At 62.1% G+C, this 13,470-nt stretch carries 12 protein-coding genes; 7 read left to right on the forward strand and 5 right to left on the reverse strand.

Going from position 1 to position 13,470, the window contains the following annotated elements; genetic code table 11:
* The first annotated feature begins 9 nt into the window (after window positions 1-9).
* Window positions 10-423 carry an Hsp20/alpha crystallin family protein gene (locus tag SynBMKMC1_RS13740; RefSeq protein ID WP_186472139.1) on the forward strand — a complete coding sequence of 138 codons (414 nt, stop codon included), beginning with the start codon at window positions 10-12 and terminating at the stop codon, window positions 421-423.
* Between the two features lie 89 nt (window positions 424-512).
* Here the strand turns inward: SynBMKMC1_RS13740 and SynBMKMC1_RS13745 are convergent, their stop codons facing one another.
* Window positions 513-1,817, reverse strand: a complete 1,305-nt coding sequence (locus SynBMKMC1_RS13745) for an NRAMP family divalent metal transporter (RefSeq protein ID WP_011934290.1) — start codon at window positions 1,815-1,817, stop codon at window positions 513-515.
* Window positions 1,818-1,889: 72 nt separating this feature from the next.
* Here SynBMKMC1_RS13745 and SynBMKMC1_RS13750 point away from each other — a divergent pair, with 72 nt between their 5' ends.
* From SynBMKMC1_RS13750 to SynBMKMC1_RS13775, 6 genes are all read left to right on the forward strand, one after another.
* Window positions 1,890-3,644, forward strand: a complete 1,755-nt coding sequence (locus SynBMKMC1_RS13750) for a diflavin flavoprotein (RefSeq protein ID WP_186472140.1) — start codon at window positions 1,890-1,892, stop codon at window positions 3,642-3,644.
* A complete protein-coding gene (locus SynBMKMC1_RS13755; RefSeq protein WP_186472141.1) occupies window positions 3,644-5,473 on the forward strand; it encodes a diflavin flavoprotein in 1,830 nt (609 codons plus the stop codon). The genes SynBMKMC1_RS13750 and SynBMKMC1_RS13755 overlap by 1 nt, the downstream gene beginning before the upstream one ends.
* A gap of 74 nt (window positions 5,474-5,547) precedes the next feature.
* Entirely contained in the window at window positions 5,548-6,075 is a 528-nt protein-coding gene (locus SynBMKMC1_RS13760; RefSeq protein ID WP_186472142.1) for an NAD(P)H-dependent oxidoreductase, read from the forward strand.
* Window positions 6,076-6,098: 23 nt separating this feature from the next.
* On the forward strand, window positions 6,099-6,848 hold the full coding sequence (locus tag SynBMKMC1_RS13765; protein ID WP_186472143.1) for a pirin-like bicupin family protein: 750 nt from the start codon (window positions 6,099-6,101) through the stop codon (window positions 6,846-6,848).
* 17 nt (window positions 6,849-6,865) lie between these two features.
* Window positions 6,866-7,867: a DMT family transporter gene (locus SynBMKMC1_RS13770; RefSeq protein ID WP_186472144.1), complete on the forward strand. Its 1,002-nt coding sequence runs from the start codon at window positions 6,866-6,868 to the stop codon at window positions 7,865-7,867.
* A 237-nt stretch (window positions 7,868-8,104) separates the two neighbouring features.
* Window positions 8,105-8,311: a hypothetical protein gene (locus SynBMKMC1_RS13775; protein WP_186473484.1), complete on the forward strand. Its 207-nt coding sequence runs from the start codon at window positions 8,105-8,107 to the stop codon at window positions 8,309-8,311.
* Window positions 8,312-8,317: 6 nt separating this feature from the next.
* On the opposite strand, the gene SynBMKMC1_RS13780 is transcribed toward SynBMKMC1_RS13775, so the two are convergent.
* The 4 genes from SynBMKMC1_RS13780 to SynBMKMC1_RS13795 all read right to left on the reverse strand — a co-directional run bounded on the left by SynBMKMC1_RS13780 (window position 8,318) and on the right by SynBMKMC1_RS13795 (window position 13,400).
* Window positions 8,318-8,578, reverse strand: a complete 261-nt coding sequence (locus SynBMKMC1_RS13780; protein WP_011934297.1) for a hypothetical protein — start codon at window positions 8,576-8,578, stop codon at window positions 8,318-8,320.
* A gap of 97 nt (window positions 8,579-8,675) precedes the next feature.
* Window positions 8,676-11,612: an aminomethyl-transferring glycine dehydrogenase gene (gcvP, locus tag SynBMKMC1_RS13785; protein ID WP_186472145.1), complete on the reverse strand. Its 2,937-nt coding sequence runs from the start codon at window positions 11,610-11,612 to the stop codon at window positions 8,676-8,678.
* Between the two features lie 57 nt (window positions 11,613-11,669).
* Complete coding sequence (gcvH, locus tag SynBMKMC1_RS13790; RefSeq protein ID WP_011934299.1) at window positions 11,670-12,059, reverse strand: glycine cleavage system protein GcvH; 390 nt, start codon at window positions 12,057-12,059, stop codon at window positions 11,670-11,672.
* A gap of 21 nt (window positions 12,060-12,080) precedes the next feature.
* A complete protein-coding gene (locus SynBMKMC1_RS13795) occupies window positions 12,081-13,400 on the reverse strand; it encodes a methionine gamma-lyase family protein (RefSeq protein ID WP_186472146.1) in 1,320 nt (439 codons plus the stop codon).
* Window positions 13,401-13,470 lie beyond the last annotated feature (70 nt).

Below are 13,470 nucleotides of genomic sequence, written 5' to 3' on the forward strand. Positions count from 1 at the left end.
GAGTTACTCATGATCACCCTTCGTCAATCACCATTCGATCTCTTTGAACGGCTGGATCAGCAGCTGTCGCAGGCTGAGCGTGTTCCAGCAGCAGAGATCCACGAAACGGCCGATCACTACACCGTGCGCCTGGAGTTGCCTGGCGTGAGCCGCGACTCGATCGACGTCAAAGCCACCGATCGCACCCTCAGCGTCAGTGCCGAACGTCGCCGTCCTGCCAGCACGAACACTGCAGATGAGAACGCAAACGACGAAACAGCCCGGCTGAGCGAGTTCCGCTACGGCACCTGGAGCCGCAGCTTCCGTTTCGGCCAGGGGTTGAACCGCGATGCTGTTCAGGCCAGTTACCGGGATGGCGTGCTGGAGATCACCGCCGCGAAGGCCCAGAGCCACACCAGCGTGACGGTGGCCGTCGACGCCTGAACGATGGACCCCTGAGCCAGAGGCCTGAGGTGAATGCCTGGAGAACGAGAGATCCAACCCCCCATCCATGGATGGGGGTTTTTTTGAGCTCAGCGCGTGAGGGACCAACCGAGAAACAGCAGGCTGAAACCAATCAGAAACACCAGGCCAAACCAACTGAGGCCGCGCATCAAGGGGCCATCGCGATGCTCACTGGCCACCAGCTCGCAGTTCATCGTGTCCATGGCCATCCAGGCGAACACCGGAGCCGCCAGGAAGCTGCCCGTCATTGCACCGAACACGAAGTCCTTCACCGTGATGCCACCGCTGTAGGCCCAGAGCAGCGCCGCCAGGGCCGCCAGCAGATGCAGACCAATCCAGAGTCCAATCCGTCGGCTCTGGGGGCCCGGAGCGGCATCGCCCCGATCCACGCCCTGCAAGAGCCCCTGAATCGCTGAAATGCTGCGGGGGTAGGCATCCAGACAGGTGAGCGTGGTGCTGAACATGGCGGCGAAGGCCGCTGGAATGATGATCCAGGCGGCCCAGGACCCCATCGCCTCGGTGTACAGACGGATGAGGTTCTGAGCAAACGCAACGCCACTGCCCTGGAAGAGGCCATCACCGCTTCCATACATGGTGTAAGCACCCAGGATCACGAAAAACACTGCCGTGAGCACCGTGATGCCGTAACCGAGATTGAAATCCGTTTCCGCTTCCTGCAGCGAAGCGGTGTGCTGGCTGTCACGAGCGCGGGAAAACATCCAGAGCGAGGGCCACACGCACATTTCCACAGGTCCTGGCATCCAGCCCATCAGAGGGATGAGAAAACCGAGGTCGGCCATCTGCCAGGGCGAGGGATCGGCCGCCAGCCAACTGGACGCCACATCTCCTGCAGGCCCTCGCAGCAACAGCGACAACGCCGCCACTCCGGTGAGCAGGGTGAGCAGAGCCACCAGCAACTTGGAGAGCCGATCGAGAGCCCTGTACTTGCCCATGAACAGAATCAACCCACAGCTCGCCAGCACGGCAATCGCCAGGGCAAAAGGGTCGAACTGGGCCAGAACCGGCACATTGGTGAGCAACAGACCAGCAACAAAACTCACCGCAGCGATCGTGAATGTGCCGGTGAACAGACTCACCAGCAGATACACCGGCAGATAAGTCCTGTTGCGCTGCTGGAATCCCTCCAGCAGCGACAGCCCGGTCACGGCAGTGAAGCGACTGCCCACTCTGAGGAAGGGGTACTTGATCAGGTTGGTGAGCAGGATCAGGCCCAAAAGAGCGAAGCCGAAACGGGCCCCTGCCGTGGTGGACGACATCAGGTGGGACCCGCCGATGCAGGCCCCCGCAAGCAGGATCCCGGGACCGATGCTGCGCCGCAATCCGGAGATCGCGGCAGCGGCGCTGGAGGTCATGACAGCAAATCGCACTGCGTGCCATCTTCCAACCCAGAGTTCTTACAGTCGAGAACCGTCGAGATTGCAGCCATGGCCGCCTCCACCCAGGCCGTCGCCGGACGTTTGAGCCTTCAGTGCCAGGCCATCGCATCCGACAGCACAGCCATCCGTTCCCTTGACTGGGATCGCAGCCGCTTCGACATCGAGTTCGGCCTCCGCAACGGCACCACCTACAACGCCTTTTTGGTGCGGGGCGAGCGAACAGCGCTGATCGACACCAGTCATGCCAAATTCCGCGACAGCTGGATTCCCCTGCTGCAGGAGCAGATCGACCCGCAGGCCATCGATCACCTGATCGTGAGCCATACGGAGCCCGACCACTCCGGCTTGATCGCTGATCTTCTCGATCTCAATCCCGAGATCGAAATTGTGGGCTCAAAGGTGGCCCTCCAGTTTCTGAAGGATCAGGTGCACCGTTCGTTCCGCTCCCGCGCCGTGAAAAGTGGCGACAGCCTGGATCTCGGAACAAACCCAGAGAGCGGAGTGGAGCATCGCTTCGAGTTTCTCAGCGCTCCCAACCTGCATTGGCCCGACACGATCTTTTCCTTCGATCACGGCAGCGGCATCCTTTACACCTGCGACGCTTTCGGATTGCACTACTGCTCGGAGGAGCTGTTCGACAGCGACCCCGGGGCCATCGCACCCGACTTTCGCTTCTACTACGAGTGCCTGATGGGTCCCAATGCCCGCAGCGTGCTCCAAGCCATGAAACGCATGGATGGGCTGCCGGCGATCAACACCATCGCGGTGGGTCACGGACCGCTTCTGCGCCAACACCTCAGCCATTGGCTCAATGACTACCGGGAATGGAGCAGCCAGCGCAGCAAGGGCGACAGCTACGCGGCCGTGCTTTATCTGAGCCAATACGGGTTCAGTGATCGCCTCAGTCAGGCCATCGCCCATGGCATCGGCAAGGCCGAGGCCCAGGTTCAGCTCGTTGACCTGCGCGCAACCGATGCCCAGGAACTGTCGGCCCTGGTGGGTGAGGCCAAGGCGGTGGTCGTTCCCACCTGGCCAGCCGAACCGGATGCGGAGCTGCAGAGCAGCATCGGCACCCTGCTGGCGGCACTGCACAGCAAACAGCTGGTGGGGGTGTACGACGCCTTTGGCGGCAATGACGAGCCCATCGATGCGGTGGCCGATCAGCTGCGGGCTCAAGGCCAAAAAACGGCCTTTGCCCCCCTGCGCATTCGCCAACTCCCCTCAGGTGCGGATTACCAACGCTGCGAAGAAGCAGGAACCGATCTCGGACAACTGCTCACCCGGGAGAAAACCATCGCGGCCATGAAAAGCCTCGACGGTGACCTGGACAAGGCCCTGGGCCGTCTCAGCGGCGGTTTGTATGTGGTGACCGCCAGTCAGGGCGAGGGTGAAAGCCTGCGGCGCAGCGCCATGGTGGCCAGCTGGGTGAGCCAGGCCAGCTTCACGCCACCGGGGATCACCGTGGCGGTGGCCAAAGACCGGGCGATCGAAGCGCTCCTGCAGGTCGGTGACCGCTTTGTGCTCAACATCCTGCGCGACGACAACCACCAGCAGCTGATGCGCCATTTCCTCAAGCGCTTCCCGCCCGGGGCCGATCGGTTTGCAGGGGTGAATGTTCTTGAGAACGAGGCCCAGGGCGGCCCGGTGCTAGGTGATGCACTGGCTTATCTGGGCTGCCGAGTTGAGCAGCGGCTCGAAGGACCCGACCACTGGATCATCTATGCCGAGGTGGAGCAAGGTAATGTGGCCGACGCGGATGCCATCACAGCGGTGCATCACCGCAAAGTGGGGAATCACTACTGATGGCGACGTCCGTGTCTCCTGCAGCGACCAGCACGGAACGGCAGATGATCACACTGCCAATTGCCGAGGGCCTGAGCTGTTTTCGCGGCCTGAGCCCCCAGCGCTCGCGATTCGAACTGGAATACGCCCTGGAACGGGGAAGCACGGCCAACAGCTTCCTCTTCGCAGCCGGCCCTGACCCGTCCGGCGTCAGGCAAGCCGCTGTTTTGGTGCACCCACCGGGAGCGGCTTACGCGTCTGTTTTTCTGCCGGTGCTTCACCAGGCCCTTCCAGACCCCGCGGCCAAGCTGGTGGTGGTGGTGGGTCATGTGAATCCCAACCGCGTGGCCCTGCTCAGGGATCTGGCTTGCGCTTATTCCGGCCTGGAACTGGTGGCCTCCAATGCTGGAGCAAAACTGCTGCGGGAGTTGTGGAGCCTGCGCCGCCCACCGGCCCCGGGCGATGACACCCCCCAGCCGCCACTGCCCGATCTCCCGGAGATCCACGTGATCCGTCAGGAGCAGACGCTCCCGGTGAGTCACGGTCATCAGCTGCAGGTGCTTCCAGCACCCACCCCTCGTTGGCCAGGTGGACTGCTGGCGTTCGAGGAGACCCTCGGATTGCTGATGAGCGACAAGCTCTTCAGCGCCCACATCTGCACATCGGCTTGGGCCGAGTCGAACCGCAGTGAGACCGAGGAGGAGCGCCGCCATTTCTACGACTGCCTGATGGCACCGATGGCCAGCCAGGTGGATGCCCTGGTGGAACGGCTGGAGGAACTGGACATCCGCACCGTGGCCCCCGGCCATGGGCCAGCGATCGACACCAGCTGGCGCAGCCTGTTCAACGACTACCGGCGCTGGGGTGAAAGCCAGCAGCAGGCGTCCCTCACGGTCGCCCTTCTGTTTGCCAGCGCTTACGGCAACACGGCAGCGATCGCCGATGCCCTCGCCCAGGGAGTCAGCCGCACAGGCGTGCGCGTCACAAGCCTGAACTGCGAATTCACGCCAGCCGATGAACTGGTGCGCACGATTCAAACGGCCGATGGCTTACTGATCGGCTCGCCCACACTGGGAGGTCATGCCCCCACGCCAATCGTGTCGGCCCTCGGCACCCTGCTGGCTGAAGGAGACCGCAGCAAGCCCGTTGGTGTCTTCGGCAGCTTCGGCTGGAGCGGCGAAGCGATCGACCTCCTGGAAACCAAGCTCAGGGACGGTGGCTTCCGTTTCGCCTTCGATCCGATCCGGATCAAATTCAGTCCTGATGCCGCCACCGTGCGCACCCTTGAGGAAACCGGAACGCGCTTCGGCCGTTCCCTGCGCCAGGAACAGCGCAAACAACAGCGGCGCGGTGGTGGTGGTCTGCGTGAGAGTCGCAGTGACCCGGCCGTGCTGGCCCTCGGACGGGTGGTGGGCTCCCTTTGCGTGCTCACAACCCGCAAGGGTTCCCTTAGTGGCGCCATGGTGGCCAGCTGGGTGAGCCAGGCCAGCTTCACACCACCGGGGATCACCGTGGCGGTGGCCAAAGACCGGGCTGTGGAGGCCTTGCTGCACAAAGGCGATCGCTTTGCCCTCAATGTGCTGGCGGAAGGCCGGGAAAGCGGGCCGATGAAGCAGTTCCTCCAACCCTTCGAGCCCGGCGCCGACCGTTTTGAAGGCCTTGACCTGCAGTTGAGTCCCTCCGAGCAGCCGCTGCTGCCCGAAGCCCTGGCCTGGATGGACGCAGAAGTGAAGCAGCGGATGGAATGCGGTGATCACTGGCTGGTGTATGCAGAAGTGCTCCATGGCGGCCTGTTCGACAGTGAGACCAACACCGCCGTGCACCATCGCCGCAGTGGCGCGAACTACTGAGCCTGGCTGGATGAATTCGGGCAAGCCCTCAAAAAACCAGACACAATGCAGTGTCTTCAACGGATCATCCGGTCATGAGCACCGCCAGCAATCCCGATGTTCTGGTGATCGCCGCCAGCAATGGTGAGAACCTGAAGTTGGCGCAGCGTTTCGTCAACGAAGCCAAAGCACAAGGCAAGTCTGCTGATCTGTTGGATCTCACCACTCTGGATCTGCCGCTGTTCACCCCACGGGTGAAGGACCAGGGAATCCCCGACGGTGTCCGCCCCCTGCATGAGCAACTGATGGGAGCCCCACGCTGGGTGATCTGTGCTCCTGAGTACAACGGGTCGATCCCCCCGGTGCTCACCAGCGCCATTGCCTGGCTGTCGGTGCAGGGGGACGATTTCCGTGCCCTGTTCAACGGTCGGCCCGTGGCGATGGCCAGCTTCTCCGGAGGCCCTGGCATCGAACTGCTGATGGTGCTGCGCACCCAGCTCACCCATCTCGGCGCCCAGGTTGTAGGCCGCACCCTGGCAGGCAACCAGAACCGTCCACCCCGGGACAGCTCCCTGCAGGATCTGCTGAACCGGCTGATGCAGATGGCACCGCTGAGCCTCTGAGCAACCGATTCCATCCCTCCCCCATGCGTGAACCGGTTTCACTTCCAGCCGATCCCATCCCCGATGTGCTGCTGCGCCGCGCCGAAGAACGCTTCCACAGCCGCAACGACTGGCTCGAGTCTTGGCACAGCTTCTCGTTTGCAGGCCACTACTCCCCTGACTGGATGGGCTATGGCCCCCTGCGCGTGATCAACGACGACACGATTGCGGCAGGTCGGGGCTTTGGCATGCACCCGCACCGCGACATGGAAATCATCACCGTGATGATCCAGGGCCAGTTGAACCATCGGGATTCCATGGGCAACAGCGGCGTGATCAACGCAGGCGATGTTCAGCGCATGAGCGCTGGCACCGGCATCGTTCACTCCGAGATCAATGAAGGCCATGAGGCTTGCCGTCTGCTGCAGATCTGGATCGAGCCCAGCGAGGATGGACTCTCACCGGCCTACGAACAGCGGACCCTCAGCATCGAAGCCAACACCTGGACGCCCCTACTGGCCCCAAACGCCCCCACGGTGATGGCCATCGAGCGTGCAGTGAGCCTTTGGCGCGCCCAGCCCAGAGCTGGTCAGACCCTGCCGTGGCCTGCCCAATCCATCGAGCGCGGCTGGATCCAGATGATTGAGGGCGAGATTGAGCTGCCGCGACCATCAGCAACAAGCATTCGCTTGCGCAAAGGTGACGGGCTGGGGTTCAAGGGATCATCGACCGATCTCAAGATCCTGCAAAGCCATCGCGACAACAGCGATGTGCTGCTATTCGCACTGCAGTGATGGCGATGAAAGGGCTGATGTCGCCTCAGCTCGAAGTGCTGGTGTCGCGCTCCATGGCATCGATGCGACCGGTGGTGATCTCCTTGTTTGTGATCAATGCCATGGCCCTGGGCCCCGGTGTGGCCCATGTGCTCGTTCCATGGAACCCCTGGAATGCCCTGCTCGCTGGGAACCTCTGTGCTGCCGCGCTCCTGCTGGTCTGGCATCAACCGCGCCTGATGCTGCAGCAAGCACGCCAAACATCCTGGCGATCCTGGCTGTTGATCCTGGTGGATGCCGCTCTGGCCTCCTCGCTCTCAACCCTGATCTTCGTGGGGCTGGAATCCACTTCAGCCAGCAATGCCATCCTCATCGGCCGCCTGGCTCCAGTGCTCTATGCCTTACTCGGCGCCGTGTTTTTCCGCTCTCGCGTGTCGGCCCAAGAATGGTTCGGCTACGGCTTCATCATCGTGGGGGTGATGGGAATCGTCTTGATCGGCAATCATGAGGTGATCCGCCGGGGTGATCTTCTAATCCTGGTCTCCACCTTTGTGTTTGCCATCTCATCCATCATCGGCAAAGCGGCTGTCAAAGATGCTGTGGACGTTGAGCTGCTGTTGTTCGCACGCAACGTTGTCTCCAGCCTGTTGTTCTTTGGTGTTGCTGGATCCCTGCTTGGCTTTCAACAGTTCGAACCGCTCAGCCATGCACTCTTCTGGCTGATCATGCTGCTCTATGCGGCGCTTCTGATCGTGGTTTCGCAATACCTCTGGTATCACTCATCACGGTCTTTAAGCACAATCAGCATGGGCCGGTGGGCTGCACCAGGGCCGCTGATCGGACTGCTGGCAGCCTTCCTGGTCACTGGAGACCGGCCGAGCGCAGCACAACTGCTGGGAGCGGCAGTGATCGTGCTCGGCGTGACGATCACCACCCTCAAAGCAACCCGGCCTGAGTCGAGCAGCCATGACGAAGCGCTTGAGAAGAAAGTGACCCTGGCGGATGCGCACCACCCGATTGGCGGATGTGCATGCTCTTGATCAAGACGCTAGGTGTAGGGACTGCATCGAGAACGTGCCCTCAAGGTTTCAGCTAACAAGAAAAGCGGTCTTCACCAGAACTTAATCAGCAAAATTGAAATTCACTGGCTTTTGAGTGAACAAACGGAGCACCGATAAACAAATTTAAACCTGATCCCGAAGAGAATCAGTAATTGACACACACCCCAGATGTTGTGCCCTGAAATGGCATCGTCACCACACATCGTCCCCTCGAGAATGGGATATCAAGAAGAGCGCCAATACGCGGTTCGTTACCGCGGCTTTGTTTTGCTGCAACAACGCAACCACAGCTGGCTGGTACGGCCAGAACGCAGCCCGATGACCCTGCTCCCTTTTCGCGCACCCACCTGCTCGCTGGAGGATGTCAAAGCACTGGTGGATTGGCGGCTTCAACAGGAAGCCAAACTGCTGTCGGTTGCCTGAGCGGGCTCAGGCAGCCTGCGGAGGTGGTGTTGGTGAACCCTGGGGCTGGAAGGGAATCACCAACGTGGCCCAACGCTCCGGACGCTCCGGACGCTGGCGACGGGCCTGACGCACGCCAAAGGGAACGCGCAACACATTGGTGCCTTCGATGGGCAGGGTATGACCGCGTCCGAGGGCGTCCTGGAGACATCCAGGAATTTCAGGAAGCTGGAGGCCCTCAGCATCTTTCGAGGCTGATGCTGAACCGTTGGGTGTGTCGCTGATCATGAATCTCCTTCGATGCGACGCGATGCTGTGCAGTGTGGTGATGAAACCATCTGCCGAGTGAAAAATCGAATGTTTAATTTTCGATTTCGATGAAAATTTATCGCACTGAAAGCGATTCAGCCACATCCACCACGCTCGGGCAGGTGCAAATCAGGTTGCGATCACCAAAGGCATTGTCGATGCGAGCCACGGCGGGCCAGAACTTGGTCTGCTGCTGGCCAGGCAATGGGAAAGCAGCTTCTTGCCGCGAGTAGGGCCTCTCCCAGTGATCGTTGGTCACGGCCGCCAGGGTGTGGGGTGAGCGTTTGAGGGGATTGTTCTCGCGATCGCTCTCGCCGCTCTCAATCCGGGCCACCTCCGCCCGGATGGCAATCATGGCGTCACAGAAACGATCGAGTTCGTCGAGGCTCTCGCTCTCAGTGGGCTCCACCATCACGGTGCCGGCCACAGGCCAGCTCACGGTGGGGGCATGGAAGCCGTAATCCATCAAACGCTTGGCGAGATCATCCACTTCCAGCCCTGCGCTGCGTTTCAGTCCGCGCAGATCAAGGATGCATTCATGGGCCACCAGACCTCCCTCACCCCGAAACAACACGGGATAGTGCGCGTCTAGGCGATGGGCCAGGTAGTTGGCTGATAACAGGGCCACCGCCGTGGCGGTGCGCAATCCTTCAGCACCCATCATGCGCAGATACATCCAGCTGATCGGCAGGATTCCGGCACTGCCCCAGGCCGCTGCTGACACTGGCGAAATCCCCTGATCCCCCCCGCACTGCATCAGCGGATGACCCGGCAGAAACGGCTGGAGATGGGCCGCGACCCCGATCGGACCAACCCCGGGGCCGCCACCACCGTGGGGAATGCAGAAGGTCTTGTGCAGATTCAGATGGCAGACATCGGCGCCAAAGGCACCGGGGCGGCACACCCCCACCTGGGCATTGAGGTTGGCGCCATCGAGATACACCTGGCCTCCGTGCTCATGCACCAGAGAGCAGATCTCTCGAATCCGGGTTTCAAACACCCCGTGGGTGGAGGGATAGGTGACCATCAGGGCCGCCAACACATCGGCGTGCTGCTTGGCTTTGGATCGCAGGTCCTCCACATCCACGTTGCCGTCGTCATCACAGGCCACAGCCACCACGCGCAGTCCAGCCATCACCGCACTGGCGGGGTTGGTGCCATGGGCACTGGTGGGAATGAGGCACACATCGCGCTGGGCCTCGCCGCGGGACCGATGCCACGCCCGGATCACCAGCAAGCCGGCGTACTCCCCCTGGGAGCCGGCATTGGGCTGCAATGACACCGCAGCAAAGCCTGTGAGAGCTGCAAGCCAATGCTCCAGATCACCGATCAGCGCCTGAAATCCCTTCTGTTGGGCCACGGGGGCAAAGGGGTGGATCGCCGCGAACTCACGCCAACTCACAGGAGCCAGCTCAGCTGCCGCATTGAGCTTCATGGTGCAGCTTCCCAACGGGATCATGCCGTGCACCAAGGAGAGATCCTTGCTGACGAGGCGCTGGATGTAGCGCATCAATTCGGTTTCGCTGCGATAGCCCTGAAACACGCTCTGTTGAAGCCAGGGGCGCGCTCGCAACGGCACCCCGGCCATCGCCGCCGTTGGATTGGCAAGCGGCGACAACGGCGGTAACTCCTTCTGGACCACCTCCGCGACGATCGCGAGCAGACTCTGAATCTCCGCTTCATCGCTGAGCTCATCCAGGCTGATCCCGAAGCCAAGGGCTTCGTCCGCCGGCACACCGTCGGGCAGCACCCTGAGATTGAACCCTTCGCGATCCGCCAGGCGATGCACTGCAGGAGCCTGAGGGCAATGCACATCAAGGCTGTCGAAGCGAGCGCCGCCTGGCACAGGGAAACCAAGCGCCGCCAGCCCCTGCTCCAGACGGGAGCGCAAGATCACAATCCGGTTGGCGATGGCCTCCAACCCCTCGGGGCCGTGATGAATGGCGTAAAACGACGCCATCACCGCGAGCAGAACCTGGGAGGTGCAGATGTTGCTGGTGGCCTTGTCCCGGCGGATGTGCTGCTCACGGGTTTGCAGGGCCAGGCGCAGGGCGGGACGCCCCTCGGCGTCCCGGGACTGACCCACCAGCCGGCCAGGCACCTGGCGGCGGTAGGCATCACGGGTGGCGAAGAACGCTGCATGGGGCCCGCCACCACCCATGGGAACCCCAAAGCGCTGGGCACTGCCCACAGCGATGTCTGCACCGAGATCTCCCACGGGCTCGAGCAGCACCTGCGCCAGCGGATCAACAGCAACGGTGACCAGGGCTCCGTGCGCGTGGGCCCGTTCCATGCAGGCGCGCGGGTCCCAAAGCCGGCCGCAGCGTCCGGGAAGCTGCAGCAAGACGCCAAAAACATCCTCACCCCAACGGAAGTCCGTCGGCTCGGCAACCTCCAGCTGAACACCGATGGGCTCACAGCGGGTGCGCAACACGGCCAGGGTCTGGGGCAGCACGGCGGCATCCACCAGGAAACGGCATGCGCCCTCGCGTTTGCACACACCAAAGCTCATCGACATGGCCTCGGCTGCGGCCGTGGCCTCATCGAGCAAGGATGCGTTCGCGATCGGCAGTCCCGTCAGCTCGCTGATCAGGGTCTGAAAATTCAGCAGTGCTTCCAGACGCCCCTGGGCAATCTCCGCCTGGTAGGGGGTGTAAGCGGTGTACCAAGACGGATTTTCCAGCACCTGGCGTTGGATCAACGCCGGCGTGGCGGTGCCGAAGTAACCCAGGCCGATCAAGGAACGGCTCAGTTGATTGCGGCTGGCCAGCGTTCGCAACTCAGCCAGAGCAGGGGCTTCATCCACTCCTGCAGGCAGATCCGCGCAGGGGGGCTGAGCGTCGAGGATGTCGCCTGGAACAACCGCTTGGAGAAAGGCGTCAAGGTCTGCATAGCCAAGGGCTTGCAGCATCCGCTCCACCGCCTGGGCGTCAGGTCCGATGTGGCGGTGAACGAATGACGAGATGGGATCAACGCTGCTGGGGGCCGACGTCCGCTGATCGAGCAGGGTCATGGGGCCAAAGCAATCCCTTGAACTGTAAGAAATCTGCCGGACAATCGATTCAGGGCGTCAGGTGGCGGCCACCTTGGCCGCGTAGGTGGCCGCATCCATGAGCTGATCCATCTGACTTGGGTCACCGGGTTGAATCACCAGCAGCCAACCCTCGCCGTGGGGGTCGTTTTGAAGTTCCTCCGGATTGGCCAGCAAGGCCTCGTTGCGCTGGAGCACCACTCCACTGAGAGGCGCGTACATCTCTTCCACGGCCTTGACCGACTCCACGGTGCCGAAGCTGCTGCCGCGGTTGAGTTCAGCGCCCACCTCCGGCAAATCCACAAACACGATGTCACCAAGCTGGTCAACGGCATAGGCACTGAGCCCGATCCGAACCGCGGCGGCGTCCTGCCAGGCGTATTCGTGGCTGTCGGCGTAACGGTATGAATCAGGGAAATCGAAGGCCATCGGGCCAGAGTTGGGCAATGTTCACCCAGTGTGGATCAGATCCAGCCGTCCTGCCGCAGCCAGTGCCTGCAGGGCATCGATCAACGCCAACTCCACATGAGCGCGGTGTGTGCCGCCCTGCACATAGAGATTGAACGGTTCCCTCAAGGGAGCGTCAGCGGAAAATTCACTGGTGCTGCCGTCGATGAAGGTGCCTCCGGCCATCACGAGGTCACTGGCATAACCAGGCATCGCCGCTGGCACGGGATCGAGATAGGAGCCCACCGGTGAACAGGCCTGAAAGGCACGGCACACCACCTTCAACGCCTCGGCATCCCCCAACTGCACCGCTTGAATCAGATCGCTGCGCGACGCCCCGGCGGCTGGCTGCACGCGATAGCCAAGATCGGCGAACACTCCGGCCACCAGATCAGCACCGATCAGGGATTCCGCGACCATCTGCGGAGCCAGGAACAGCCCCTGGAGCAGCAACCGATGCAGATCGAAGCCCGTGCCGCCCTCACGGCCAATCCCTGGAGCTGTGAGACGGCAACAGGCTTGCTCCACCAAATCGCTGCGGCCGGCGACGTAACCACCAGCAGGAGCAATGGTGCCTCCGAGGTTCTTGATCAGCGAACCGGCCACCAGATCCGCTCCCACGGCCGGCGGCTCCTGGTCTTCCACGAGCTCGCCGTAGCAGTTATCAACAAAACAGATGCAGTCGGGCTGGCGCCGGTGAATGCGCTCACAAAGCCTGCCGATGCTCTGCACGCTGAGAGAGGGGCGCCAGCTGTAGCCACAACTGCGCTGAATCAACACCAATTGACAGGGCTGATCGAGCAGCTGATCCAGTCCTTCCTCATCCACTGAACCGTCGTGACGCAGGAGACGCTCCTCGTAGGCAACGCCGAAGTCCCGAAGGGAACCCTGCCCCTCACCGCGCAGACCGATCACTTCCTCCAGGGTGTCGTAGGGGCGTCCAGTCGCCGACACCATGCGATCTCCCGGACGCAGCACTCCGAACAGAGCTGCAGCAATGGCATGAGTACCGCTGACGAATTGCAGCCGGACCGCTGCGGCTTCGGCACCCAGCACCCTGGCGAACACGCGATCGATCACCTCACGCCCCTGATCGCCATGGCCGTAACCACTGACTGAGGCGAAATGCTGAGGACCGACCCGTTCCGCCGCAAAGGCGTCCAGAACCCGTCGCAACCGGGACGCCACCGCAGCGGTTCGCTGCCGGGCGACAGGTTCCAAACGCTCGCGAACGGCTGCAACCCGTGCTCGGGCTAAAGCGTGTGCCTCTTGGGGTTCCAGGGGAGGTTTGGAGGGATGTGCTCCCGACCGTTCTGAAGCCATTGCCATCGAAAACTCGCGGTGAACCTGCTGCGTTCTCTTACATTCACACTTCCGACCGTCTGTTTCCTTT

The organism is Synechococcus sp. BMK-MC-1 (genome assembly GCF_014279955.1).
Lineage (GTDB): Bacteria > Cyanobacteriota > Cyanobacteriia > PCC-6307 > Cyanobiaceae > Synechococcus_C.

Coding starts and splice junctions, on each gene's coding strand:
- SynBMKMC1_RS13740 (WP_186472139.1), top strand. CDS start 10: ATGATCACCCTTCGTCAATCACCATTCGATCTCTTTGAACGGCTGGAT.
- SynBMKMC1_RS13745 (WP_011934290.1), bottom strand. CDS start 1,817: ATGACCTCCAGCGCCGCTGCCGCGATCTCCGGATTGCGGCGCAGCATC.
- SynBMKMC1_RS13750 (WP_186472140.1), top strand. CDS start 1,890: ATGGCCGCCTCCACCCAGGCCGTCGCCGGACGTTTGAGCCTTCAGTGC.
- SynBMKMC1_RS13755 (WP_186472141.1), top strand. CDS start 3,644: ATGGCGACGTCCGTGTCTCCTGCAGCGACCAGCACGGAACGGCAGATG.
- SynBMKMC1_RS13760 (WP_186472142.1), top strand. CDS start 5,548: ATGAGCACCGCCAGCAATCCCGATGTTCTGGTGATCGCCGCCAGCAAT.
- SynBMKMC1_RS13765 (WP_186472143.1), top strand. CDS start 6,099: ATGCGTGAACCGGTTTCACTTCCAGCCGATCCCATCCCCGATGTGCTG.
- SynBMKMC1_RS13770 (WP_186472144.1), top strand. CDS start 6,866: ATGTCGCCTCAGCTCGAAGTGCTGGTGTCGCGCTCCATGGCATCGATG.
- SynBMKMC1_RS13775 (WP_186473484.1), top strand. CDS start 8,105: ATGGGATATCAAGAAGAGCGCCAATACGCGGTTCGTTACCGCGGCTTT.
- SynBMKMC1_RS13780 (WP_011934297.1), bottom strand. CDS start 8,578: ATGATCAGCGACACACCCAACGGTTCAGCATCAGCCTCGAAAGATGCT.
- gcvP (WP_186472145.1), bottom strand. CDS start 11,612: ATGACCCTGCTCGATCAGCGGACGTCGGCCCCCAGCAGCGTTGATCCC.
- gcvH (WP_011934299.1), bottom strand. CDS start 12,059: ATGGCCTTCGATTTCCCTGATTCATACCGTTACGCCGACAGCCACGAA.
- SynBMKMC1_RS13795 (WP_186472146.1), bottom strand. CDS start 13,400: ATGGCTTCAGAACGGTCGGGAGCACATCCCTCCAAACCTCCCCTGGAA.